The organism is Bacillus sp. DU-106 (assembly GCF_004799705.1).
GTDB classification, from domain to species: domain Bacteria; phylum Bacillota; class Bacilli; order Bacillales; family Bacillaceae_G; genus Bacillus_A; species Bacillus_A cereus.
The window spans coordinates 357,865-380,949 of record NZ_CP026607.1; the positions used below are offsets into that span (position 1 = coordinate 357,865).

A 23,085-nucleotide genomic window follows, 5' to 3' on the forward strand; every position below is an offset into this window, starting at 1 on the left:
ATTCATAGTGAGAGGATTTGAATTTGAAATGATAGATAATTTTTGGCGTGAATTACCACGACCATTTTTCGTACTTGCACCAATGGAAGATGTGACAGACGTTGTTTTCCGTCACGTAGTAAGTGAAGCAGGTCGTCCGGACGTATTCTTCACAGAGTTTACAAACTCGGATAGCTATTGTCATCCAGAAGGTATGAAAAGTGTACGTGGCCGTTTAATTTTTACAGAAGACGAACAGCCGATGGTGGCACATATTTGGGGAGACAATCCCGAATACTTCCGTCAAATGAGTATTGGTATGGCAGAACTAGGATTTAAAGGCATCGATATTAACATGGGTTGCCCAGTACCGAACGTTGCATCAAGAGGAAAAGGTAGTGGCCTTATTCTACGTCCAGACGTTGCGGCAGAACTTATCCAAGCAGCAAAAGCGGGCGGACTACCTGTCAGCGTAAAAACACGACTTGGCTTTAAAGAGTTAAGCGAGTGGGAAGATTGGTTAACGCACATTTTCAAACAAGATATTGCAAACCTTTCTATTCACTTACGTACAAGAGAAGAAATGAGCCAAGTAGATGCGCATTGGGAACTAATTCCGGAAATTAAAAAATTACGTGACCGTATCGCACCAAATACGTTAATAACAATCAATGGAGACATCCTTGATCGTAAAATGGGGCTGGAACTTGCTGAAAAATACGGCATTGATGGCGTAATGATCGGACGAGGCATCTTCAAAAATCCATTTGCTTTTGAAAAAGAGCCAAGAGAGCATAGCAGTAAAGAGCACCTAGATCTTTTAAGACTACAACTTGATCTTCAAGATCAATATGCAGAAGTACTGCCACGCTCAATCACAGGGCTTCACCGCTTCTTCAAAATTTATGTAAAAGGCTTCCCTGGAGCTGCTGAATTGAGAAATCAATTGATGAGTACGAAATCGACTGATGAGGTGCGTGCTTTGTTGGATAAGTTTGAGGATAGTGTTGGTGTGGCTCAGGATAGTGAGACGGTTTAACTTTTAAGCAGTTAAATCATTTCATATGTAGTGCATGACATGAGTGAGTTGAAAATAAGCGTAGAGCTGGAAAAGAACAGTGTATTTGAGAAATCAAAACACTGTTTTTTTTCTTTTAGTTAATGTTAAGAGAGAAATCTTTTTATAGGCATATAAAAAACATGTAAGAGCGCTGTAGATACAATGATAGAGAAAAGTTCGGGTAAGACTATAAAACATATCTTTAAAATGTTAAAGTATTAATTTAGCGGACAATAACTAAAAGGTTAGATTAAACATGATAATTTAAAGTAGGTTATAGCATAAACTTTAACCGCTGAATAAATAATCAACATTTCAGGAGGAAACCCAATGGCAATGAGCAACAACGATATATTAAAAAGAGTACGATACGCTTTAGATATAAAAGATATAGATATGGTAGAAATCTTTAAACTAGGCGGGATGGAAGTAACGAAAGAAGACGTAGTTGATATGCTTACAAAAATAAAGAGAGCTCCTCAGCATGAAGCTGAAAATGATGAGGTAGCTGAAGATGAGTACGTAAAAACATGCGATATGATGATGTTAGAGGCATTTTTAAATGGATTTATTACTTTAAAAAGAGGAAAGCAAGATCCGAAACCAGGGCAGCCTGCACCTGTACAGAGCAAGGAGAGTGCCAATAACCTTCTTCTAAAGAAAATGAAAATCGCACTATCTTTAACGAGTGAGGATGTACTTGATATATTAGATAGCGTAGGCGTTACGGTAACAAAAGGAGAGTTAGGCGCTCTATTAAGAAAGAAAGGCCATAAAAATTACAAAGAGTGTGGCGATAGATACGCAAGGAATTTCATTAAGGGATTAGGTGTAAAGTATAGAGGATAATGAGTTCGTTAAAGCAGTAAATGATATAATAGGTAGAGTAGGACGTTCGTATCCTACTCTTTTTTATTTGTAAAAATACTATGCTAGGTGATGAAATGGTACATACATATTTAGGTGAGACAATTAATTTTCATATAACTTATAAGAAGAAAAAGTCCGTGCGTCTTTTTGTGGATTCGTATGGAAATGTGGAAGTACAGGCTCCGAAAGGAACACCTGTTGAATACTTAGTCCAGTTGCTAGAGGAGAAGTGGGATTGGATTCAGACAACACGTAAGGAAATGGCGGAGCGAGCGCATGGACCACAGGAAAAGGATTATGATCAAGGAGAGGGCTTTTTGTATTTAGGGAATACGTATCCGATACAGATTTCCCAAGATGCAAGCATTGAGCAAGACAATGCGATTTTTGAAGGGGATAAGTTACATATTTATGTGAAAGAGCTTAAGGATGAGAAAATACAACAAGCTTTAAAACGATTTTACTATAAGCGGTGTAAATCTTTAGTAGAGAAGAGTATTAAAGCGCATCAAAGTAATTTCAAAACAAAACCACGTTCTATTCGTATTACAGATAGTAGTCGTACTTGGGGTACTTGCGATTCTAATTTACAACTAACATTCAATTGGAAGCTAGCAATGGCACCACAGCGAGTAATTGACTATGTAGTTGTTCATGAAATGTGTCATATGGTTCATTTAAATCATGATCGATCTTTTTGGCGTCTTGTCGGGAAGATAATGCCTGATTATAAAGAAATGGAGAATTGGTTAGCGTTATCTAGTTGGAAGATGACGGTTTAGGAAGGGATATCGATTTTTGTCTGTAAATCGATATTTCTTGTCGAATCGTTGATATATTGTGAGTTTTGATAGATATATTTTAAAAATCGTTGATATATTGTAAGTTATGATAGATATATTCGAAAAATCGTTGATATAATTTCATTTACCACAGGATTGTTCAACAAATCGAAAAGAGAAGAGGTCACAGCAGACATCTCCTCTTTTCGAGTATATAGATTATCGCCCAAACTTCACAATGAAAGTATCTGCTGTTTTCTCCATCTCATACCCACGATACCCCTCCGAAAGCAAAGCCTGCTGTCGACTAGCATCACTCATTAGAATACTTTGAATATCCGTCCAATCGCTTTCTTTATCTCCGCGCAATTTCTTCACAAAAACATACCGCAGACTACCACCATACTTCTCCTTTAGCGCAGCAATCGCCATCCCTTGCGCAAACTTATCCTTCAAACTCGGGATGTTAAAAGGAGCAACGGTGCAGCATACATAATCATATTTGCTATCTTCTTTTTGCAATTCGTCCATGATGACGTTTGCTAATATTTTTTGCATACCATTTCCTCGGCAGTTCGGATGAACGTTTGAGATTTCTTGATAGATGACGCGGTGCAGTTCACTTTCTGATAGACCAATATCAAGCCCTAAATGTTCATCGTCGATAGGAGGGACGAGTAGAGCGCGAAATGCGATGAGTTCGTTTTCGATAAAAGCACCGATCATCATGCCGTTTCCTTCTAGAATGTATTGAAATTCTTCTTGTGAGAGTGGTTGTAAACGACTTTTATCTTCTAGTGCTTCAACTACAATGTTTTGTAGTGATAAAATTTGTTCGATGTGCTCTAGTGATAGTAATGTAACGTGAAATGATTCGTTATTTTGTTTTAATGTTCCTTCGTATAGAACCGTCATATGATAGTCCTCCTTTAGCGTACAACGTCTTGAAAGACGGTTAGTTCTTGTAATGTATCTTCGTTTATTTCAATGCCGAGTCCGGGCTTTTCGTTTAAGCGAATGAATGGTACGTCGTAATGTAAGTTTCCGATGTCTTTTGTGAATTTTAATGGCCCTGTTAGCTCTACGCTCGTAATGATTTTTTTTGAGAAAGCGACATGGAATCCTGCGGAAGAGGCAACAGATGATTCGACCATTGATCCCACTTGGCATTCAATGCCTGCCATTTCTGCTTGATGAGCGAGCTTTACAGCTGGATATATGCCGCCGCATTTCATTAGTTTTATATTTACTTTATCAGCAGCTTCTAATTTAATAATTTGGCGCATTTCACGAGAACTTTTTAATCCTTCATCAATCATAAGCGGGAGGTCTGTTTTAGAACGAATATGAGCCATGGCATCAATATCGTCCGCGATAACAGGTTGTTCAATCCAGTCAATGTTTAAATGTCCTAATGAACGTAGTGCTGTTAATGTGTTTGCGCTATTTTTCCAGCCTTGGTTTACATCAACGCGAATAGCGATGTCATTTCCTACACGTTCTCGTACAGCTTCAATACGTTTCACATCTTCTTTTACATTTGTACCAACTTTCATTTTGAAAGATTGGTAACCTTTTTGAATCATAGAAGCAGCTTCTTCAGCCATGTTTTCTGGATCGGCAATACTTAAAACATGAGTGACAGGGAATTCTTCATGGTAGCGCCCGCCAATTAATTGATATACAGGTTGATTTAGTTTTTTGCCCATTATATCAAAACAAGCAATATCAATTGCGGCTTTCGCTGTTGGAACACCGTAAATTGTATTGTCCATCATGTCGTGTATTTTTTCGATATTCATTGGATTTTGCCCGATTAGAGCAGGGGTTAGCGTATGTTTTAAAGTATAGAAAGTACTTTCCCATGATTCACCTGTGACGTGATCATCAGCAACGCCTTCACCGTAACCGATAATACCTTCATCTGTTTCCATTTTGACGATAATAGAGGGCATATCAGAATAAGAGCCATAACTAATAACAAACGGATTGCGAAGCGGTAAACGAATTGCGTAAAGATGAATAGCTGTAATTTTCATTGAATAGAAACCCCTTCCTGTTTACAATAGTTTTATACATTTGATATAGTTGACGTTAAATAGTCGTTAATTAATGATAAGGAGTTAGAGAAAATGATGATAAAAATTGCAGTTGTCGGTTCAAAGGAGTTTATGGAGAACCTTTTTCCTATTGCTCAAAAATTAGAAGGAATAGAAATTGATCCATATATTTACCTTCATCCGGCGGAATCTTCTGAACTATTAAAGTGTTTAAAGCCTTGTGATGTCATCTTTTTCTCAGGTGCTTTACCTTATTATATGGCAAAAGAAATAAGAGAACAATTACGAATTCCAAGTACATACTTACAGCAAGACGAGACAACTGTCGCATCTTCAATTCTTTCTATCATGTATCATCAAAGTATTCAACCACATAACATTTCCATCGATTTAGTAGACCGCTCGTTTATTACAAATGTGTTCCATGATATCGGTATAAAAGAAAGCCCGCAAGTGTTGGATTATGAAAATATGCTGTGGAGTAAAGATGAGATAAATAGAGTTATCGATTTTCATGTAGCTAAATATCAATCTGGAGAGGCTCATTTAGCTTTAACTAGTATTCACGCTGTTTACGACGAGCTTCAAAAAATAGGTGTTCCTTCAGAGCGTATGATTGATCCAACACAATCCATTATACATGGGCTAAAAGATGCAAAAATAAAAGCTGAGTTAGCAAAAAGCTATTCAGCTACTGTTGGTGCTTGTATTATTTCTTCCTTAGAATTACGAACGAGTTTGCTTGAAAAACTAGATGTCATTTCAAAAGAACTACGTGGTTCATTTAAACAAGTGGATGAAATGACATGCATTTTGTATACAACTCGTGGTGATATCGAATCAATTATTAAAACAAATGCGATAGATAACTTGTTTGCGAGCGTAGAAGGAACGATAGCTATTGGATTTGGTTATGGGAAAACCGTGAAAGAAGCGGAGCAAAATGCAAAAATCGCTCAAAGTTTTGCAAAGAACAATCCAATAGATCGTTGTTTTTATATACTAACAAGTGATAAAGATTTGTTTGGTCCGTTCCCGAAAGAACAGAGAGTACAAAGTTTGAAAAATGATAATCCGGAACTAATGAAAATAGCGAAGGAAACAAAGCTTAGTCCGGCCAACTTGTCAAAAATCATTCAATTTAGTCAATCGCACCCGTCATTGAAGTTTACAGCAGCTGATCTTTCTGAGTACTTACAAGTGACTCGAAGATCGACAGAAAGGTTGTTAAAGAAATTAGTTGATTACGGGTATGCTCATATTTGCGGCGAGGAAATGCCCTATCTACAAGGGCGACCTCGCGCACTATATGAACTGAATTTACCGCTATTTTTAAGCTTCTAGTTGAGCTTTTTGTTTCTTTAGTAGTTCTGCTTTTTCAATGTCTGATAGTTTTACAATTGTGAAGCCTGTTATACCATAAATGATTGAGATAATAGGTACGATGAAATTCAAAATAGCATAAGGGGCATATTCAAATGCACCTACGCCAAGTGTAGCGAGAATAAATACACCGCACGTATTCCAAGGAACGAAGACAGAAGTTAATGTTCCGCCATCTTCTAATGCTCTGGATAAGTTTTTTGAATGTAGTCCTTTTTCTGTGTATGCATTTGCGTACATTCTTGAAGGGACAACAATTGAAATATATTGTTCAGAGCAAGTAAGGTTTGTTGCAAAACAAGATGCGATAGTAGAAGCGATAAGCCCTTTTGCTGATTTCGCTAACTTTAAAATTTGATTTACAATTGAGCGAAGAATACCTGTATGTTCTAATACTCCTCCGAAAGTCATAGCGACAATTGTCATCGAGACTGTATTCATCATCGAATCTAAGCCACCGCGGTTAAATAGTTCGTCTACTAGCTTGTTTCCAGTGTCTATAACAAATCCAGCTTGGAGTGCACCGACAGATGCTGAGACAGAACCACCTTGAATAAAGACTTGTGATAAAAATCCTAAAATAATACCGACGAGAATCGCTGGTATAGCAGGGACCTTTTTAGCGACCAATACCATAACGACTACGGGTATAATTAGTAGGAAAGGTGAGATAACAAAGTTTTGTTGCAATACTTGTAACGTTTGATCGATACTCTTCGCATCAATATTGTTAGCGCCGAAGCTTCTTCCTAAGACCGCGTAGACGATAAGAGTAATAATTAAACCTGGAACTGTAGTAAATAACATGTGACGAATGTGTGCGAATAAATCTGTATTTGTTAATCCTGCGGCTAAGTTAGTGGTATCTGAAAGCGGTGACATTTTATCGCCAAAATAAGAGCCTGAAATAATGGCACCAGCAACCATTGGAGCTGGGATTCCCATACTTAGGCCAATTCCCATTCCAGCAACACCAATTGTTCCCATTGTAGACCAAGAGCTACCAATTGCTAATGCAACGATAGAACAAATGACGGTAATGGAAACTAAAAATAGTGATGGAGTTAAAAGTTTTAAACCGTAATAAATCATCGTTGCGACGATTCCACCGCCAATCCAAGCACCAATTGTTAAGCCAACAAGAATAATAATGACGATAGCAGGTAATGCAAGACGAATCCCTTTATACATTGCTTCTTCAAGATCATTCCATTTGTAACCATAACGCCAAGCGACAATAGAAGCAACGGTTGTACCAATAATAAGTGGAACGTGAGGAGTTTGTTTTAATACAACAATTGTAACCATCATAACTGCAACGGTAATGATAATAGGGATAATCGCTATTCCAAAAGGTATTTCTTTTTTCATAAAGTTCCTCCTTGTTACGTATGTTTGTTTGTATTTTTAGAATTGTCGTAAAATAGACGTTTATTAGGTTATGATAACTAAAAGTTTATGTAAGCGTCAACATAAAAAAACAGAAAATAAGGAATGTTCTAGTTGTTTGTTTAGTTTGTAATATAAGTGCAGAGTAAGCTTTTTAAGTATTTAAAAATAAATAATTGACTTTTTTCTTAAAATTCAATATGTTCATAAAAACATCTGTTTTTCATAAGTATAATTAACCCGAATCGTTTGTAATGTGGGAAGGAGACTGGAACGTTGAAAACATTAGAACTACAAGAGCGCTTAACGGAGATTTTTCAGCATTTACACGAAAACCCTGAAGTAAGTTGGAAAGAATATGAAACGACAGCGTATATTACTGACTTTTTAAAAGAAGAAGGAATTTCATATAGAACATTTGATGATTGTCCAGGTGTAATTGCTGAGATTGGAGGCGGGAATCCAGTTATTGCGATTCGTGCTGATATGGATGCACTTTGGCAAGAAGTAAATGGAGAATTTAAAGCGAACCATTCATGTGGCCATGATGCTCATATGACCATTGTAATGGGACTTATTTTACAATTGAAAAATATGAGATGGAAAAGTGGTACGGTTAGATTTATTTTTCAGCCGGCAGAAGAGAAGGGGAATGGTGCTTTGAAGATGGTGGAGAAAGGTGCTGTAGATGATGCTGATTTCTTATTTGGCGTCCATCTAAGACCAATTGAAGAACTATCTTTGAAACAAGCAGCCCCATCTATTCGCCATGGAGCAGCAGGATTTTTAGAGGGTATGATTCATGGGGAGGATGCACACGGGGCAAGACCACACCAAGGTGTGAATGCAATTGATGTCATTTCCATGATTAATATCGGTTTGAAAAATATTTGGCTGCCACCGCAAAGTTCCTATTCAGTAAAAATGACGAGATGCCAAGCAGGTGGTGATAATTTAAATATCATTCCGGGAAATGGTCATTTCAGTTTAGATGTAAGAGCTGAGAGTAATATACTATTAGAAGAATTAAAGAAAAAGATTGAGCATGTAATAGAATCAGCTGCATCGATGGGGTCGAAAACTTCATACGAATGGATGGATCTTGCACCAGGAGCAGAGGTTTCCGAAGAAGCAGAGCGCTTTATGCGTAAAGGTATTCTCGAAGTGTATGGGGAAGAGAGATGCACAGGGCCTCTCTATACGACAGGAAGCGATGATTTCCATTACTATACAGTGAAAAGACCACATTTAAAAGCTGTCATGCTTGGACTAGGAGCAGACCTACAACCTGGATTACACCATCCGTATATGAGGTTTGATCATAGTTGTATTATGGATGGGGTAGAAATATTGAAACAAACTGTATTGAAAGTGTTAGAAGACAGGGGCTAGAGAGCTCCTGTTTTTTTGTCGTGAATTGTCGGCAAATCGATATATTTGAAAAACCGTTGATATATTTGAAGTTATGATAGATATATTGAGAAAATCGTTGATATATTTAAAGTTATGATAGATATATTGAGAAAATCGTTGATATAATTTCACGTACCTATTAATTTGATGAAAAATGAGCCTCCAGTACATGGTGTATAATAATAAGTACCATTTTTTAATAGGAGAAAACGAATGAACGAACAATATTACGATGCAGTTTTACATATAAAAACAGTCGGTGAGCAAAAAGGGTTTAACAAGTCTATGCATTATCATCGCTATGAACCGACACCGTATAGCGGGTTAGATGAGTTATTGAATCAATATGAAATACGAAGTAGCGACCGAATTGTAGACTTTGAGTGCGGAAAAGGGCGATTAAACTTTTATATGCATCATAAATGTGGTGCTTCAGCAGTTGGAATTGAAATGAATGAAGAGTTTTATAAAGAAGCGATGGATAATCGAGATCGTTATGCACGAAAGGCACGAAACAGTAAGGGGAAAATTCAATTCCAATGTTGTTTAGCGCAGGAATATGAGATTGATCCACATGATAATAGGTTTTATTTCTTTAATCCGTTTTCTGTGCAAGTGTTTATGAATGTAGTAAATAACATTTTGCTTTCAGTAGAAAACACGGGGAGAGAAGTGGATATTATTTTATATTATCCTTCTGAGGACTATATTTTCTTCTTAGAAAATCAGACTGCGTTTGAGCTGAAGAAAGAAGTTAGATTGCCAGGTGCTTATGAGAAGAATGGGAATGAGAGGTTTTTAGTTTATACATTAGGGTAATAAAAAAACAGGTGCCAAGGCACCTGTTTTTTTTATTAGTTACGGATTAAGTAATCAAATGCACCTAAAGCTGCGTTTGCACCTGAACCCATAGAGATGATGATTTGTTTGTACGGATTATTTGTACAGTCACCTGCAGCAAACACTCCTGGTACGTTTGTAGCGCCGTGCTTGTCTGTTACGATTTCACCGCGAACGCGTTCAACTGTTTCGCCTAACCAGTCTGTGTTTGGCACAAGACCGATTTGTACGAATACACCTTGTAATTCAACGTGATGAACTTCTTCAGTTTCACGATCGATGTAAGAAATACCGTTTACTTTATCAGTACCAGTGATTTCTTTCGTTTGAACGTTTTTCAGAACAGTTACGTTTGGTAAGCTGTTAAGACGCTCTTGTAATACAGCATCAGCTTTTAATTCTGGCATGAATTCAAGAACAGTTACGTGCTTAACGATACCTGCTAAGTCGATAGCTGCTTCAATACCAGAGTTACCTCCGCCGATAACTGCTACGTCTTTTCCAGTGAATAATGGACCGTCACAGTGTGGGCAATATGCTACACCTTTATTTTTGAACTCAGCTTCACCTGGTACGCCAACATTACGCCAGCGAGCACCTGTAGAAACGATTACGCTCTTACTTTTCAGAATAGCGCCGTTTTCAAGTTCCACTTCAATAAGTTCTTTTTTCTCTAAACGTTTCGCACGTTGTAGATTCATTACATCGATGTCGTATTCTTTTACGTGCTCTTCAAGGCTTGCTACTAGCTTAGGACCTTCAGTCTTTTTCACGCTGATGAAGTTCTCAATGCCCATAGTATCCATTACTTGACCACCGAAGCGCTCAGCAACGATACCAGTGCGGATGCCTTTACGTGCTGCGTAAATTGCTGCACTTGCACCAGCAGGGCCGCCACCAACAACAAGAACATCGTATGGATCTTTATCAGAAAGCTCTGATGCATCTGGACCGTTACCCATTTTAGCTAAAATTTCTTCAAGTGTCATACGACCGCTTCCGAAAGATTCGCCGTTTAGGTAAACAGTTGGTACTGCCATAATGTCTTTGCTTTCTACTTCCTCTTTGAATGCAGCGCCATCAATCATAGTATGTGTAATACCAGGGTTAAGAACGCTCATTACGTTAAGAGCTTGTACAACATCAGGACAGTTATGACAACTTAGGCTGATATAAGATTCAAAATGATATTCGCCTTGAATGTTTTTAATTTGATCGATTAATTTTTGTTCAACTTTTGGAGCGCGTCCACTTACTTGTAGTAAAGCTAACACTAATGATGTAAATTCGTGTCCTAATGGAATACCAGCGAATACGACACCAGTGTTTTCACCAGGGCGGTTTACGCTAAAGCTTGGTGTTCTCTCTAATTCAACTTTTTCTACTGTAATCTTAGATGACATAGTAGCTAATTCGTCTACTAGAGCTAACATATCTTTAGATACGTTATCGTCTCCTGCGCTTACTTTAAGTAAAATATCGTTCTCCATTAATTGAAGGTATTGGGATAGTTGTGTTTTTATATCTGCATCTAGTATCATTTTGATCGAACTCCTTAGATTTTGCCTACAAGGTCAAGGCTTGGTTTAAGTGTTGCAGAACCCTCTTGCCATTTAGCTGGGCAAACTTCACCTGGGTTGTTACGTACGTATTGAGCAGCTTTAATTTTGTTAACAAGAATGCTTGCGTCACGGCCGATACCGTCAGCATTGATTTCCATAGATTGGATAACGCCGTCTGGATCGATGATGAATGTACCACGAGCAGCAAGACCTTCTTCTTCCATTAAAACGTTGAAGTTTGTAGTGATTGTGCGAGTTGGGTCACCAATCATGATGTACTCGATTTTGCCGATAGTTTCTGAGCTATCATGCCATGCTTTGTGAGTGAAGTGAGTGTCTGTAGATACAGAGTATACTTCAACGCCTAAGTCTTTTAGAGTTGCGTATTGGTTTTGTAAGTCTTCAAGTTCAGTTGGGCAAACGAATGTGAAGTCAGCTGGGTAGAAACAAACTACACTCCATTTTCCTTTTAAACTTTCGTCAGTAACTTGGATAAATTCTCCATTATGGTAAGCATTAGCTTTAAACGGTTTTACTTCTGTGCCGATTAATAACATGTTAAAATTCCTCCTAAATGTTGGTTTTGAGCATCAAAAAATAGTGTGCTCATAAAATATATTTTTTAATTAACTATAATAATTCTAATTCGATATTAATTATCATATAGAAGTGGTTATTTTGTCAAGAGAATAAACCAACTTTATACCAATTTAATTAATATTTATTCTCAATTAAGACTAACAGGGAATGGAAAGGTAATTTTAAGTCTATAAATTTTAGATGAGTAGTTGAAAGTTTAGTGTGTATGTTAGAGATAGTGTGTAAGTTTAATTTCTTAGGAAGGAGATATTTCTTAGAAGTTGTGGTTTTGAAAAGGAACTGCTTACTTCTATTTTACAAAGAATTTTGTGATAAATAAAATAAAATGAATCGGAAATTTTTTGAACAATTTTTGTCATCTCAAATATATAATTAGGAAGTATATTACGATAATAGTTAGAAACATTGACTCAAAGTGCTAACAAGATATAATAAAACCTAGATATACATTTCAAAAAGAAGATCATATATTTTAGGATGAAAGATTTAATCCTATTATTTTTTATAGCTTTTAGAAAACGCTTACAATTAGTGTGGAGGGGAAACCATGTCTAAGTTCATGAAGTATTTTTTAATGGAAGCTAAAGATGTGATTGCATATGTGAAAGAGAAATTATCTAAGTTTGAACATGCAAAGGGGTTACAGTGTAAAGAAATAGGTGATGGCAATTTAAATTATGTGTTCCGCGTTTGGGATGAAAAAGAGAACATGTCTGTCATCGTAAAGCAAGCTGGGGATACAGCTCGCATTTCAGAGGAGTTTAAGTTGTCGACGAATCGTATTCGTATAGAATCAGATGTTTTGCAGTTAGAGGATGAGTTAGCACCTGGACTTGTTCCTAAGGTGTATTTATTTGATAGTGTGATGAATTGTTGCGTAATGGAAGATTTATCGGATCACACAATATTACGTACAGCACTTATAAATCATCAAATATTTCCGAGGCTTGCTGACGACTTAACTACTTTTATGGTAAATACACTTTTGTTAACATCGGATGTTGTAATGAATCATAAAGAGAAGAAGGAACTTGTGAAGAATTATATAAATCCTGAATTATGTGAGATTACAGAGGACCTCGTATATTCAGAACCATTTACAAATCATAATAAGCGTAATGAGTTATTTCAGTTAAATGAGGGATGGATTAGGGAACATATTTATAGTGATAAAGAGCTTCGTATGGAAGTAGCGAAACGTAAATTTTCTTTTATGACGAATGCACAGGCATTACTTCATGGTGATTTACATACTGGTTCTGTTTTTGTAAGAGATGATTCTACAAAGGTTATTGATCCTGAGTTTGCTTTTTATGGACCTATGGGATATGACGTTGGGAATGTAATGGCGAATTTAATGTTTGCTTGGGTGAATGCAGATGCAACGATGTCACCTGGAGCTGAGAAAGATACGTATATGGATTGGTTACAAACTACGATGGTAGAGGTAATTGATTTATTTAAGCAGAAGTTTTTAGGTGCTTGGGATATTCATGTGACCGAGATTATGGCGAAGGAAGAAGGCTTTAGCGAAGTCTATTTGCAATCTGTATTAGAGGATACAGCTGCAGTGACAGGTCTGGAATTAATTCGCCGTATTGTTGGATTAGCGAAAGTAAAAGATATTACTTGTATTGGGAATGAGGAAGCACGTGCTAGAGCGGAGCGAATTTGTCTTCAAGTAGCGAAGGGTTTTATTTTACGAGCGAATCAATATAGAACGGGCACAAGTTTTGTAGAAACGTTAAAAGAACAGTCAATGCACTACGCGAAGTAAGGGGAGAATATGATGGAAGAGCAATTAATACCAATTCAGTGGAAAGATGATGCTTTAGTTTTGTTAGATCAAACGTTATTACCAAATGAAATTGTCTATGAATCTTTTAAAACAGCTGAAAGTGTGTGGGATGCGATTCAAGTAATGAAAGTACGAGGTGCACCCGCGATTGGTGTTTCAGCTGCTTATGGAGTGTATTTAGGGATAAAGGAATTTGCTGAAAGTACGGAAGAAGGATTTATGGATGAAGTAAGAAAGGTATGTACATACTTGGCGACATCAAGACCGACTGCCGTAAATTTATTTTGGGCACTTGAAAGAATGGAAAGTGTAGCGACAGATAATATTCATTTATCAATCTCACAGCTGAAAAATAGATTACTAGAAGAGGCAAAAGAGATTCATAGAGAAGATGAAGAAATTAACCGTCAAATTGGAGAACATGCATTAACATTATTCCATGATGGAATGGGAGTATTAACACATTGTAATGCTGGTGCGTTAGCGACAACTAAGTATGGTACCGCGACAGCTCCCATGTACTTAGCGAAAGAAAAAGGATGGGACTTAAAAATCTATTCTGATGAAACACGCCCTAGATTACAAGGTTCAACGTTAACAGCATTAGAACTGCAGCGAGCAGGCATTGACGTTACTGTTATTACAGATAATATGGCAGCTATGGTCATGTCACAAGGGAAGATTGATGCGGTAATTGTTGGATGTGATCGTGTGGCAGCAAATGGTGATGTAGCAAATAAAATTGGCACATTAGGCGTATCTATTTTAGCTAAGTACTACAACATTCCGTTTTATGTAGCAGCGCCAACACCGACAATTGATTTAAAGACATCGACAGGAAAAGAAATTCCGATTGAAGAAAGAGATGCTTCTGAAGTGATTAATCGCTTCGGAAAATATTCAGCTCCGAAAGAAAGTAAAGTATATAATCCAGCATTTGATGTTACTCCACATGAAAATGTAACAGCGATTATTACAGAAAAAGGGATTGTAAAGGCACCGTTTACGGAGAATTTAAAAAAGCTATTTCAATAAGTAGATAAATGTAAAAGTCAGTCATCATAAGCTTCATACTTAGGGGGATGTATATGTTATTACAAAAAGAAAGAGAAGAAATTGTAGCGTATGGAAAGAAAATGATTTCTAGTGGTTTAACAAAGGGAACGGGCGGTAATATTAGTATCTTTAATCGTGAACAAGGTCTTGTTGCGATTAGCCCAAGTGGTTTAGAGTATTATGAAACAAAGCCTGAAGATGTAGTTATATTAAACCTAGATGGTGAAGTAGTAGAAGGAGAGAGAAAACCATCAAGTGAATTAGATATGCACCTTATTTACTATAGGAAGCGTGAAGATATAAATGCGCTTGTGCATACACACTCTCCTTACGCGAAGACGATTGCATCATTAGGATGGGAGCTTCCTGCTGTATCGTATTTAATTGCTTTCGCAGGACCGAATGTGCGCTGTGCACCGTATGAAACATTTGGTACGAAGCAATTAGCGGAGGCTGCTTTTGAAGGCATGATTGATCGCCGTGCTGTTTTACTTGCAAATCACGGTTTAATTGCTGGTGCAAATAATATAAAAATGGCGTTTACTGTTGCAGAAGAGATTGAGTTTTGTGCTCAAATTTATTATCAAACGAAAAGCATTGGGGAACCAAAGCTATTGCCAGAAGATGAGATGGAGAATTTGGCGAAGAAGTTTGAAGGGTATGGGCAGCAGTAGAATGAAACAAAAACACCCTCAAGAAATCTTGAGGGTGTTTTTTAAGCTTTTTTAAGCAACAAATACATAAAGTAAGGAGCCCCAATTAAAGCAACGACAATACCTGCTGGAATGCCATTAGGATCAACGATATTTCGTCCGATTGTATCTGCTAATAATAATAGCCATCCGCCGATTAAAAGGGCGATAGGCATGAAGATTTGATGTCTTGGACCTACTAAAGATTTCGCGATATGAGGAGCCATTAATCCGATAAAGCTAATTCCTCCTGTTACGGAAACAGCTGCGGCTGCAAGTGCAACGGCTGCAACTAATAAGTACCTGCGTTCTTTTTCAATTTCAATTCCAACGCCAATTGCGACTGGTTCGTTTAATGCTAAAATGTTTAATCGATTTGCTTTATAGAAAACAAACGGAATGAATACGATTAACCATGGGAGCATTGCTAAAACGAAAATCCAGTCATCTCCCCAAATATTTCCGGCAATCCATTTTGAGATAAAGTCCACTTTCATACGATCAGCGGATGAAATAAGGACAATCATCGCTCCAGATAGTGCAAATGCAAAACCGATACCAGTTAATGTTAATCGTATTGGTTGAAGTCCAGTTGATTTACTATATGAAAACACGTAAATTAGAACAGCTGTCAGAAATGCCCCAATAAATCCAACGACAGGTAGTAAGTAAAGAAATGAACCTACGTCTATTGGAAAGTATAAAAAGAAAATAGCAACAGCAACACCAGCCCCAGAGTTAATACCAAGAATACCAGGTTCAGCTAAATCATTTCGGGTAATTCCTTGCAGAATAGCCCCTGATAAAGCGAGAGCCATACCAGCTAATAATGTAATGACAATTCTAGGTAGTCTTAAAGAGTATAAAACAAACTCCTCTTTAAAAGTCCCTTGCCCCATTAATGTTGGGAGTAGTCGATCATAAGATAAAGATGCTGAACCAAGTCCCATTCCAACTACAATGGTTGTGATGATTACTATAAGTAAAGCGAGTATAATGAGACGCTGTTTTCTTAAAATAGATTGCATCATGAGAATGTTTTTCCTCCTTTACGTACAATGAATAGGAAGAATGGTAACCCTACAATCGCAACAATTGCCGCAACTGGTGTTTCGTATGGAGCGTTAATAGTACGTCCGATTGTATCTGCAAGTAGCATAAAGGAAGCTCCAGCAATTGCTGACATCGGTATAACAAATCGGTAATCTGGACCGACAATTGGGCGTACCATGTGAGGTACCATTAAGCCGATAAATGCCATATTTCCAACAAGCGCTACAGATGCACCTGCAAGTAAGATAATAATGATAAATAAAATAGTTTTAATAACAATAATTTTTTGACCTAGTCCAATAGCCACTTCTTCACTGAAACTAAGAACTGTCAATTTTTTTGCTAGTAAGATAGCGATAAAGATACTAATTGAAATGACTGGAATAATAATTTTTAATTGGCTCCAAGTTGTTCCAATTACGCCCCCAGCAGTCCAAAGTGATACATCTTGTGAAATTTTAAAGTAAATGCCGATTCCTTCTGAAATTGCGAGTAGAAATGCTGAAACTGCAGCGCCCGCTAATACAATTCGAAGAGGAGAAAGGCCGCCTTTTTTCACCATACCAATTCCAAATACCATAATTGCGCCAATTGCAGCACCGATAAAGCAAGCTAATGTTAAGTAAAGATAGCTGATGGAAGGGTTGAAAGCAAGTGTCAGTGCAAGCGCAGCATTTGCTCCACCAGATAGCCCTAATAATCCAGGGTCCGCAAGTGGATTTCGTGTTAATCCTTGCATAATTGCCCCAGAAACGGCTAATCCAGCTCCTACAAAAATAGCAGCAACTTCACGTGGTAAACGTATTTCTCGAATAATAGATATTTTGTCTCCTTTAGCGGAGGAAGTGAGTGCTAACCATACATCTTTTATCGAAGTATCTGCAGCACCTAATACCATTGCAACCATAAAAATAAGAAAGAATGCAATTAAGCTTAAAATTAGTTTGTATGTAAAAGCTATAGAACGTGGATTGTCATGATCTTTTGTCATTCGTTTCACATCTTTTCTGTTCATAGAATAAAGGAAGAGGAATTCTTAAATTAAGAATTCCTCATGTTTGTATTATTTACCAAGAAAGCTCTTCTTGAAGAAGTCTAGTTGGAAATCTAATGTAAGTGGATCATTGAAATAGAATTCCATCATGTTTGCTTCATATACGCGATTATTTTTTACTGCTGGGATGTTTTTATATGATTCTGTCTCTTGGAATGAGTTATCAGTATCTTTGTTTTTACTTACGATTAAGTAATCACCAGCAAATTCAGGTAATACCTCAGTAGATAATGCGTAGTAACCTTCTTTTAATGCTTTCTCTTTTACTTTTTCAGGCATTTTTAATTTCATTTCTTGGTACAGGATTTCTGTTCCACGGCCCCAGTTCTCGCCGTATACATAAAGCTGTTTGTTGAAGTTTTCTACAACAGAAACTGTTGCATCTTCACCGATTTTTGCTTTAATTTCTTTACCAGCTTCTTGTGCACGTTTCTTGAAGTCATCAACCCAAGTTTTTGCTTCTTTTTCTTTATTTAATAACTTACCGATTTCTAAATGCTGTGTTAAGTAATCAACTTTTCCGTAAGTGTATGTTACAGTAGGCGCGATTTTCTTTAACTTATCGACATTTTTAACATTTGATAAACCGATGATTAAATCTGGATTTAGTTCAGCGATTTTTTCAACATTTTCATCAGATACTTCAGCAACATCTTTAAGTTTGCTATCAAAACGTGGGTTTTGTTTAGACCATGAATCTACCCCAACAAGATTTACACCTAATGACATTACGTTACCAGCGAATGATGATAATACAACAACGCGTTTTGGATTTGCAGGAACTTCTACTTTTTTACCATCTTCAGATTGGTATGTAATTGTTTCTGATTTGCTACCTTTTGCATCGTTCTTTTTGTCTGTAGAGCTATTGCTACAAGCGCTCATAACAAGAACGAAAAGGACTGTTAGTGAAATAAATAACTTTTTCATCGTCTTTCTCCTTTAACATAGATGATATGTGTATACAATAATTTGTTTAACTGCAATCTTTTTGAAATAGTAGTGGTAATGCAAAATAATTTATTAAAAATCTTGAATATGAGATTTTATAATATAGTAATAACCATATTAATGAAAGAAGATGTAATCTCAAATTTGCTAATTATTAACAAAATGATAATGATTATCACTATTGATTCTTTAAATAATATAATTTTATATAGGTGTATTGTCAATAGTAATTTTGATTGTAAATTTTGCGGAAACAGGTTATATTTTATTGAGAATGATAATCAACGATTAATAGCTGAGGAGTGAGCACGAATGAATCGAGAAGAATTGTTTGATGTAACCGTGATAGGCGGAGGACCTGCAGGGCTTTATTCAGCTTTTTATAGTGGACTCAGAGAAATGAGAACGAAAATAATAGAATTTCAACCACATTTAGGTGGAAAAATACATGTGTATCCGGAAAAAATGATTTGGGATGTAGGAGGACTATTGCCAGTTACAGGTGATAAGTTAATTGAACAACTTGTACAGCAAGGGTTAACATTTAAGCCGGAAGTTGTATTAGATACAAAAGTAGAATCGATTATTCGTAATCAAGATGGTACTTTTACATTAAAAACAAGTACTGGCGAAGAACACTTTTCAAAAACAGTTATCGTCGCAACAGGAAGTGGTATATTGAAACCGCAAAAGTTATCTATTGAAGGTGCTGAGCGATTTGAAGTATCGAATTTAAATTATACAGTTAAATCTTTAAAGCGTTTCAAAGGTAAAACAGTTATTATTTCCGGTGGAGGCAATTCTGCTGTTGATTGGGCAAATGAATTGGAACCAATTGCGAAAAAAGTGTATGTAACTTATAGAAAAGAAGAATTATCTGGTCATGAAGCACAAGTAAAACAACTTATGAACAGCTCAGCGGAGTGTTTCTTTAATACATCGATTACAAAATTAATTGCCGGTGATAATCATGAAGCGATCGAATATGTAGAATTAACAAATCATGAAACAGGTGAGGTTTCTCATTTACCTATTGATGAAGTTATTATTAATCATGGATATGAACGCGACATTACATTATTAGAAAATAGTGAGTTAGACGTTGCAATTATAGATAATTATTATATTGCAGGTAATGCAAATAGTGAGTCTTCAGTAGATGGATTATATGCTGCTGGAGATATTTTAAAGCACGAAGGGAAACTACACTTAATTGCAGGTGCATTCCAAGATGCTGGAAATGCTGTGAATAAAGCAAAACAATTTATCCAACCAGATGCAAGTGAGTACGGAATGGTTTCTTCTCATAATGAAGTATTTAAGAAGAGAAATCGCGAACTGATTAAGCAGATGATGAAATAATAAGGAACAAGTATACCCCCACGTATTTCTCTATTCAAGTGAATGAGAGATGTACGTGGGGGTTTTCCTGTTTACTATATTTTCTATCATTATAATGACACCGGTTTCATCAGTTCATATGATATGAACATTTTATTGGTAAAGCATCCTAGAAAACAATTTAGCTATGTTTTGCTTACACAGAACATGGCTAAATTACGCTGTCCCTTTAGCGCGTTTATTAGGAAATGGCATATTTAGTATAGAAGCAATATACTGTTTTCCGTGTTTTCGAGCCAATGATTCTAATATTTGACGGACGCGTTTTGTAAGATGACCTTGTTTTTGGATGGCTTCACAATATGCGTCATAGAAGGCATATTTAGCCCAAAGGAAATCATCTTGTTGGAATAAGAAATGATTTTTGTACCATTCACCAATTGTATGATAACAATTGTTTTCATGTATTGCTGTGCTTTGAGAAAGAAAACGATCAGATAAAGATACATTCAAATGAGAAATTGTGTTTTCTGTTTCAACTTGCAGTGTTTTTTCTAACATTGTAATGATGTGACGAGTAGCCATATGTTAACTCTCCTTTGTGTAAATGGGTAATACCATTCTATATTTAAAAAATTCTTACTATATAATACTATACAATATATGGAATGCATCTACCTGCTTTTTGAACTGCATTTACAAAATCTTTTTTATTTGTTTACAAAAATAAAGTAAAGTAAGATACAGTATAGATGAAAAAATAATAAAGGAATGAACGCATTGTATATAACAATAGAAGAGACTGCGGAGTATTTGAATTTACCAAAATCGTATATTGAAGAGTTAATTCAGCAAAAGAAAATTCGTGCGCTATTCGATGGAGAGCAATATTTAGTAAATAAAGAACAATTCAATACGCATTTAGAACAAATGGAGAAATATAAGCAATTAGTGGAAGAAATATTGAACGAACCAATTCCAGAAGATATGGATGTTAAAGACGAAGATTAAACTATGGGAAATCCCTTATGAAGATATGCAGAAATGTATCTTCATAAGGGATTTTTTGTTTGAAGATATCAAAAACATAAGGAGTTCTTAGCCTTTCTTCAAATTTTGATAGGTAGTAGTCTACCATGTTAAAAGCATATTTTTTTCTAGCTAGGACAAACATAGAGAACGTAACCTGTACAGATACATATACTATCAGTGCAAAAGCTTATAAATTAATGGAAGGGGTTTTCTCGTGAGTTTATTTCATTGTGATTTTTTGAAAGACTTAATTGGATCTTTTGTGAGAGTAAACAGGGGTGGTCCAGAATCTCAAAAAGGAACAATAATATCAGTATGTCAGGACTACTTCGTATTGAAGAATGAAAAAGGTGAGCTTTATTACTATCAACTTAAACATCTAAAAAGTATTACAAAAAATGCGAAAGAATGTGGATCAAGTGATTGTGAGTGGGAAGATTGCGCCTGTGCAGAAGATTTTGAAGCACTACTTGAAAGTTTCAAATATTGCTGGGTGAAAATTAATCGCGGCGGTCCAGAGAAAGTGGAAGGCATTTTGCAAGATGTTTCTTGTGACTTCGTAACATTAATCGTAAAAGAAGAAATTATATTAATTGCAATAAAGCATATTAAAAGTGTTAACTATAATGCTTTAGCATGCGGAGAGAGTGATGAGAGCGACGATAGTAAGGAAAGTAGCGATAATTCAGGTCGTGCTCGTGCACAAAGACAATCAAGTAGAGGAAGATAATAAGAAAGGGGGATACGAAATTGGAGAACGTATTATGCTGTGACCAAATTAAATGTTTAGTTGGTGAGACTGTAAAAGTAAACCTTCGTGGACCAGAAAGTCGAGTTGGTGAGCTCGTATCGTTAGGAAAAGATTATCTAACGTTACAGTTACCTCATGGTGAATTAGTATATTATCAGTTGAAACATGTGAAGAGTCTAGTGAAGAAAGTGAAAGAAAGTAAATGTGGCGATTGCTATAGTTCATGTTTCTGCTCTGATGAGGATACTTTTTTAGATATATTAAAAGACTTGAAGTATAAGTGGGTAAAAATTAATCGTGGCGGTCCAGAGTGTGTGGAAGGTTTATTAAGTGAGGTACACCATGGCTGTATTACACTAGTAAACGGTGATGAAGTTATTTATGTAATTAAGTCTCATATTAAGAGTGTGAGTCAAGTAGTTAAATGTAAAAAGAATGAAGATGAATAATGTTTAATAAATAAGAGGGGCATTATGAGGGAAAGAGAAGAACAATTTCTTATTTCGATAGTATGAAAAGGAATTACTTACTATTAAAACAGAACTTTGCCCTGATTATTTTTTTAGAAATGGAAGACAGATAAGAAGAAATTCGTAGGAAGGAGGATATAGATGAATGAGTTAAACAAAAGTATTGGAGAAAATATATATGTTAAATTAATCGGTGAAAAAAGATTTAAAGGTGTATTAATTGATGTAGGAAATGATATCGTTGTTCTTTACAATGGACAAGACTACGTATATATATCTTTATATCATGTACAATATTATAAGTTTTTAAGATCAAATGATGAAGAAATCTCAAAACCAGATGTGGATTCTGTAATTAAGAGAGAGTCTCCTTCAATTTCTTTGAGGAAAGTATTAAGTACATCTAAAGGGATTTTTACGGAAATTTATGTAGCCGGAAATGCTCCAATACATGGTTATGTTACAAGTGTGATGAACGATTATATTGTTTTTTATAGTCCAGTTTATAAAACTGTATATATATCTTTAAAACACTTGAAATGGTTAATTCCGTATAAAGAAAATCAAGTGCCTTATGCCCTCAATAAAAATGAACTCCCCGTGAATCCGTTAAATATTACGTTAGCTCGAACGTTTGAAGAACAGCTTATTAAAATGGCTGGGAAAATTATGGTGTTCGATTTAGGTGAGGAGTCCAATAAAATTGGAAAAATGGCGAAAATTGATGAAGGTCATATTGAAATATCAAAAGCACGTGATGCGAAAATGTATGTAAATATTCAACATGTAAAATCCGTCCATTGTCCGTAGATTAGTTGGAAGGGCTGGCTTTTTCTTTTATATGCAGAAGAAAAGGTCGAGCCTATTTGTTTTAGTTTAATTTGGAGATGAGGGGAAAATGAATTGAATATAAGCATAGTATAGTGTGATTTTTTAAAAGGTAACTTTG

The 23,085-nt window shown here is 36.1% G+C and carries 23 protein-coding genes; 14 read left to right on the forward strand and 9 right to left on the reverse strand.

From position 1 onward, the window contains the following. Nucleotides 1-28 precede the first annotated feature (28 nt). From C3Y97_RS01955 to C3Y97_RS01965, 3 genes are all read left to right on the forward strand, one after another. Entirely contained in the window at nt 29-1,018 is a 990-nt protein-coding gene (locus C3Y97_RS01955; RefSeq protein WP_000566708.1) for a tRNA dihydrouridine synthase, read from the forward strand. Between the two features lie 351 nt (nt 1,019-1,369). Further along, nucleotides 1,370-1,888 (forward strand): YehS family protein, encoded by a 519-nt coding sequence (locus C3Y97_RS01960; protein WP_001251702.1) that lies wholly within the window; start codon nt 1,370-1,372, stop codon nt 1,886-1,888. 95 nt (nt 1,889-1,983) lie between these two features. Next, nucleotides 1,984-2,691 carry a M48 family metallopeptidase gene (locus C3Y97_RS01965; protein ID WP_078438914.1) on the forward strand — a complete coding sequence of 236 codons (708 nt, stop codon included), beginning with the start codon at nt 1,984-1,986 and terminating at the stop codon, nt 2,689-2,691. Nucleotides 2,692-2,910: 219 nt separating this feature from the next. Here the strand turns inward: C3Y97_RS01965 and C3Y97_RS01975 are convergent, their stop codons facing one another. Together C3Y97_RS01975 and C3Y97_RS01980 are read right to left on the reverse strand one after the other, a co-directional pair. After that, complete coding sequence (locus C3Y97_RS01975) at nt 2,911-3,606, reverse strand: hypothetical protein (RefSeq protein ID WP_000217555.1); 696 nt, start codon at nt 3,604-3,606, stop codon at nt 2,911-2,913. Between the two features lie 14 nt (nt 3,607-3,620). Next, entirely contained in the window at nt 3,621-4,730 is a 1,110-nt protein-coding gene (locus tag C3Y97_RS01980; RefSeq protein ID WP_000704497.1) for a mandelate racemase/muconate lactonizing enzyme family protein, read from the reverse strand. Between the two features lie 93 nt (nt 4,731-4,823). Between C3Y97_RS01980 and C3Y97_RS01985 the strand changes: the two genes are divergently transcribed. Further along, nucleotides 4,824-6,095 carry a hypothetical protein gene (locus C3Y97_RS01985; protein ID WP_000972810.1) on the forward strand — a complete coding sequence of 424 codons (1,272 nt, stop codon included), beginning with the start codon at nt 4,824-4,826 and terminating at the stop codon, nt 6,093-6,095. On the opposite strand, the gene nhaC is transcribed toward C3Y97_RS01985, so the two are convergent. Continuing rightward, nucleotides 6,084-7,505: a Na+/H+ antiporter NhaC gene (gene nhaC, locus C3Y97_RS01990; RefSeq protein WP_000711525.1), complete on the reverse strand. Its 1,422-nt coding sequence runs from the start codon at nt 7,503-7,505 to the stop codon at nt 6,084-6,086. The two genes, C3Y97_RS01985 and nhaC, sit on opposite strands and share 12 nt — an antisense overlap. 294 nt (nt 7,506-7,799) lie before the next feature. Here nhaC and C3Y97_RS01995 point away from each other — a divergent pair, with 294 nt between their 5' ends. Continuing rightward, nucleotides 7,800-8,915 carry a M20 peptidase aminoacylase family protein gene (locus C3Y97_RS01995; protein ID WP_000853516.1) on the forward strand — a complete coding sequence of 372 codons (1,116 nt, stop codon included), beginning with the start codon at nt 7,800-7,802 and terminating at the stop codon, nt 8,913-8,915. 234 nt (nt 8,916-9,149) lie between these two features. Then, on the forward strand, nt 9,150-9,755 hold the full coding sequence (locus tag C3Y97_RS02000; RefSeq protein WP_136362981.1) for a class I SAM-dependent methyltransferase: 606 nt from the start codon (nt 9,150-9,152) through the stop codon (nt 9,753-9,755). A 35-nt stretch (nt 9,756-9,790) separates the two neighbouring features. Here the strand turns inward: C3Y97_RS02000 and ahpF are convergent, their stop codons facing one another. Further along, complete coding sequence (gene ahpF / locus C3Y97_RS02005; RefSeq protein ID WP_000599508.1) at nt 9,791-11,317, reverse strand: alkyl hydroperoxide reductase subunit F; 1,527 nt, start codon at nt 11,315-11,317, stop codon at nt 9,791-9,793. Between the two features lie 14 nt (nt 11,318-11,331). Continuing rightward, nucleotides 11,332-11,895 (reverse strand): alkyl hydroperoxide reductase subunit C, encoded by a 564-nt coding sequence (gene ahpC, locus C3Y97_RS02010; protein WP_000924420.1) that lies wholly within the window; start codon nt 11,893-11,895, stop codon nt 11,332-11,334. A gap of 590 nt (nt 11,896-12,485) precedes the next feature. Here ahpC and mtnK point away from each other — a divergent pair. From mtnK to C3Y97_RS02025, 3 genes are read left to right on the forward strand one after another with little or no spacing between them, the layout of a single operon-like run. Continuing rightward, complete coding sequence (mtnK, locus tag C3Y97_RS02015) at nt 12,486-13,715, forward strand: S-methyl-5-thioribose kinase (protein ID WP_000033075.1); 1,230 nt, start codon at nt 12,486-12,488, stop codon at nt 13,713-13,715. Nucleotides 13,716-13,724: 9 nt separating this feature from the next. Next, on the forward strand, nt 13,725-14,771 hold the full coding sequence (gene mtnA, locus C3Y97_RS02020; RefSeq protein WP_002025237.1) for an S-methyl-5-thioribose-1-phosphate isomerase: 1,047 nt from the start codon (nt 13,725-13,727) through the stop codon (nt 14,769-14,771). A gap of 53 nt (nt 14,772-14,824) precedes the next feature. Next, on the forward strand, nt 14,825-15,466 hold the full coding sequence (locus tag C3Y97_RS02025; protein ID WP_000926557.1) for an L-fuculose-phosphate aldolase: 642 nt from the start codon (nt 14,825-14,827) through the stop codon (nt 15,464-15,466). A gap of 41 nt (nt 15,467-15,507) precedes the next feature. On the opposite strand, the gene C3Y97_RS02030 is transcribed toward C3Y97_RS02025, so the two are convergent. The 3 genes from C3Y97_RS02030 to C3Y97_RS02040 are packed head-to-tail and all read right to left on the reverse strand — an operon-like array spanning nt 15,508 to nt 18,521. Continuing rightward, the gene (locus tag C3Y97_RS02030; RefSeq protein ID WP_000983751.1) at nt 15,508-16,515 is read right to left on the reverse strand and encodes a FecCD family ABC transporter permease; all 1,008 of its coding nucleotides are present in this window, start codon (nt 16,513-16,515) and stop codon (nt 15,508-15,510) included. Next, on the reverse strand, nt 16,512-17,552 hold the full coding sequence (locus tag C3Y97_RS02035) for a FecCD family ABC transporter permease (RefSeq protein ID WP_002025239.1): 1,041 nt from the start codon (nt 17,550-17,552) through the stop codon (nt 16,512-16,514). The genes C3Y97_RS02030 and C3Y97_RS02035 overlap by 4 nt, the downstream gene beginning before the upstream one ends. Before the next feature lie 48 nt (nt 17,553-17,600). Further along, complete coding sequence (locus C3Y97_RS02040) at nt 17,601-18,521, reverse strand: iron-hydroxamate ABC transporter substrate-binding protein (protein WP_000732597.1); 921 nt, start codon at nt 18,519-18,521, stop codon at nt 17,601-17,603. Between the two features lie 333 nt (nt 18,522-18,854). Here C3Y97_RS02040 and C3Y97_RS02050 point away from each other — a divergent pair, with 333 nt between their 5' ends. After that, a complete protein-coding gene (locus tag C3Y97_RS02050; RefSeq protein WP_001078299.1) occupies nt 18,855-19,904 on the forward strand; it encodes an NAD(P)/FAD-dependent oxidoreductase in 1,050 nt (349 codons plus the stop codon). Between the two features lie 195 nt (nt 19,905-20,099). Here C3Y97_RS02050 and C3Y97_RS02060 read toward each other — a convergent pair whose 3' ends face one another. Further along, nucleotides 20,100-20,468 carry a hypothetical protein gene (locus C3Y97_RS02060; RefSeq protein WP_000235476.1) on the reverse strand — a complete coding sequence of 123 codons (369 nt, stop codon included), beginning with the start codon at nt 20,466-20,468 and terminating at the stop codon, nt 20,100-20,102. A gap of 186 nt (nt 20,469-20,654) precedes the next feature. On the opposite strand from C3Y97_RS02060, the gene C3Y97_RS02065 reads away from it, so the two are divergent. From C3Y97_RS02065 to C3Y97_RS02080, 4 genes are all read left to right on the forward strand, one after another. Continuing rightward, nucleotides 20,655-20,894 carry a helix-turn-helix domain-containing protein gene (locus C3Y97_RS02065; RefSeq protein ID WP_002025240.1) on the forward strand — a complete coding sequence of 80 codons (240 nt, stop codon included), beginning with the start codon at nt 20,655-20,657 and terminating at the stop codon, nt 20,892-20,894. Between the two features lie 235 nt (nt 20,895-21,129). Further along, complete coding sequence (locus tag C3Y97_RS02070; RefSeq protein WP_000051525.1) at nt 21,130-21,645, forward strand: spore coat protein B; 516 nt, start codon at nt 21,130-21,132, stop codon at nt 21,643-21,645. Between the two features lie 20 nt (nt 21,646-21,665). Beyond that, nucleotides 21,666-22,115 (forward strand): spore coat protein B, encoded by a 450-nt coding sequence (locus C3Y97_RS02075; RefSeq protein ID WP_000432509.1) that lies wholly within the window; start codon nt 21,666-21,668, stop codon nt 22,113-22,115. A 162-nt stretch (nt 22,116-22,277) separates the two neighbouring features. After that, nucleotides 22,278-22,946, forward strand: a complete 669-nt coding sequence (locus tag C3Y97_RS02080; RefSeq protein WP_001004284.1) for an LSm family protein — start codon at nt 22,278-22,280, stop codon at nt 22,944-22,946. Nucleotides 22,947-23,085: the final 139 nt, after the last annotated feature.

Bases quoted from the DNA above. Each gene is read 5' to 3' on its own strand.
- C3Y97_RS01955 (WP_000566708.1), top strand. From the start codon at position 29: ATGATAGATAATTTTTGGCGTGAATTACCACGACCATTTTTCGTACTT.
- C3Y97_RS01960 (WP_001251702.1), top strand. From the start codon at position 1,370: ATGGCAATGAGCAACAACGATATATTAAAAAGAGTACGATACGCTTTA.
- C3Y97_RS01965 (WP_078438914.1), top strand. From the start codon at position 1,984: ATGGTACATACATATTTAGGTGAGACAATTAATTTTCATATAACTTAT.
- C3Y97_RS01975 (WP_000217555.1), bottom strand. From the start codon at position 3,606: ATGACGGTTCTATACGAAGGAACATTAAAACAAAATAACGAATCATTT.
- C3Y97_RS01980 (WP_000704497.1), bottom strand. From the start codon at position 4,730: ATGAAAATTACAGCTATTCATCTTTACGCAATTCGTTTACCGCTTCGC.
- C3Y97_RS01985 (WP_000972810.1), top strand. From the start codon at position 4,824: ATGATGATAAAAATTGCAGTTGTCGGTTCAAAGGAGTTTATGGAGAAC.
- nhaC (WP_000711525.1), bottom strand. From the start codon at position 7,505: ATGAAAAAAGAAATACCTTTTGGAATAGCGATTATCCCTATTATCATT.
- C3Y97_RS02000 (WP_136362981.1), top strand. From the start codon at position 9,150: ATGAACGAACAATATTACGATGCAGTTTTACATATAAAAACAGTCGGT.
- ahpF (WP_000599508.1), bottom strand. From the start codon at position 11,317: ATGATACTAGATGCAGATATAAAAACACAACTATCCCAATACCTTCAA.
- ahpC (WP_000924420.1), bottom strand. From the start codon at position 11,895: ATGTTATTAATCGGCACAGAAGTAAAACCGTTTAAAGCTAATGCTTAC.
- mtnK (WP_000033075.1), top strand. From the start codon at position 12,486: ATGTCTAAGTTCATGAAGTATTTTTTAATGGAAGCTAAAGATGTGATT.
- mtnA (WP_002025237.1), top strand. From the start codon at position 13,725: ATGATGGAAGAGCAATTAATACCAATTCAGTGGAAAGATGATGCTTTA.
- C3Y97_RS02025 (WP_000926557.1), top strand. From the start codon at position 14,825: ATGTTATTACAAAAAGAAAGAGAAGAAATTGTAGCGTATGGAAAGAAA.
- C3Y97_RS02030 (WP_000983751.1), bottom strand. From the start codon at position 16,515: ATGATGCAATCTATTTTAAGAAAACAGCGTCTCATTATACTCGCTTTA.
- C3Y97_RS02035 (WP_002025239.1), bottom strand. From the start codon at position 17,552: ATGAACAGAAAAGATGTGAAACGAATGACAAAAGATCATGACAATCCA.
- C3Y97_RS02040 (WP_000732597.1), bottom strand. From the start codon at position 18,521: ATGAAAAAGTTATTTATTTCACTAACAGTCCTTTTCGTTCTTGTTATG.
- C3Y97_RS02050 (WP_001078299.1), top strand. From the start codon at position 18,855: ATGAATCGAGAAGAATTGTTTGATGTAACCGTGATAGGCGGAGGACCT.
- C3Y97_RS02060 (WP_000235476.1), bottom strand. From the start codon at position 20,468: ATGGCTACTCGTCACATCATTACAATGTTAGAAAAAACACTGCAAGTT.
- C3Y97_RS02065 (WP_002025240.1), top strand. From the start codon at position 20,655: ATGAACGCATTGTATATAACAATAGAAGAGACTGCGGAGTATTTGAAT.
- C3Y97_RS02080 (WP_001004284.1), top strand. From the start codon at position 22,278: ATGAATGAGTTAAACAAAAGTATTGGAGAAAATATATATGTTAAATTA.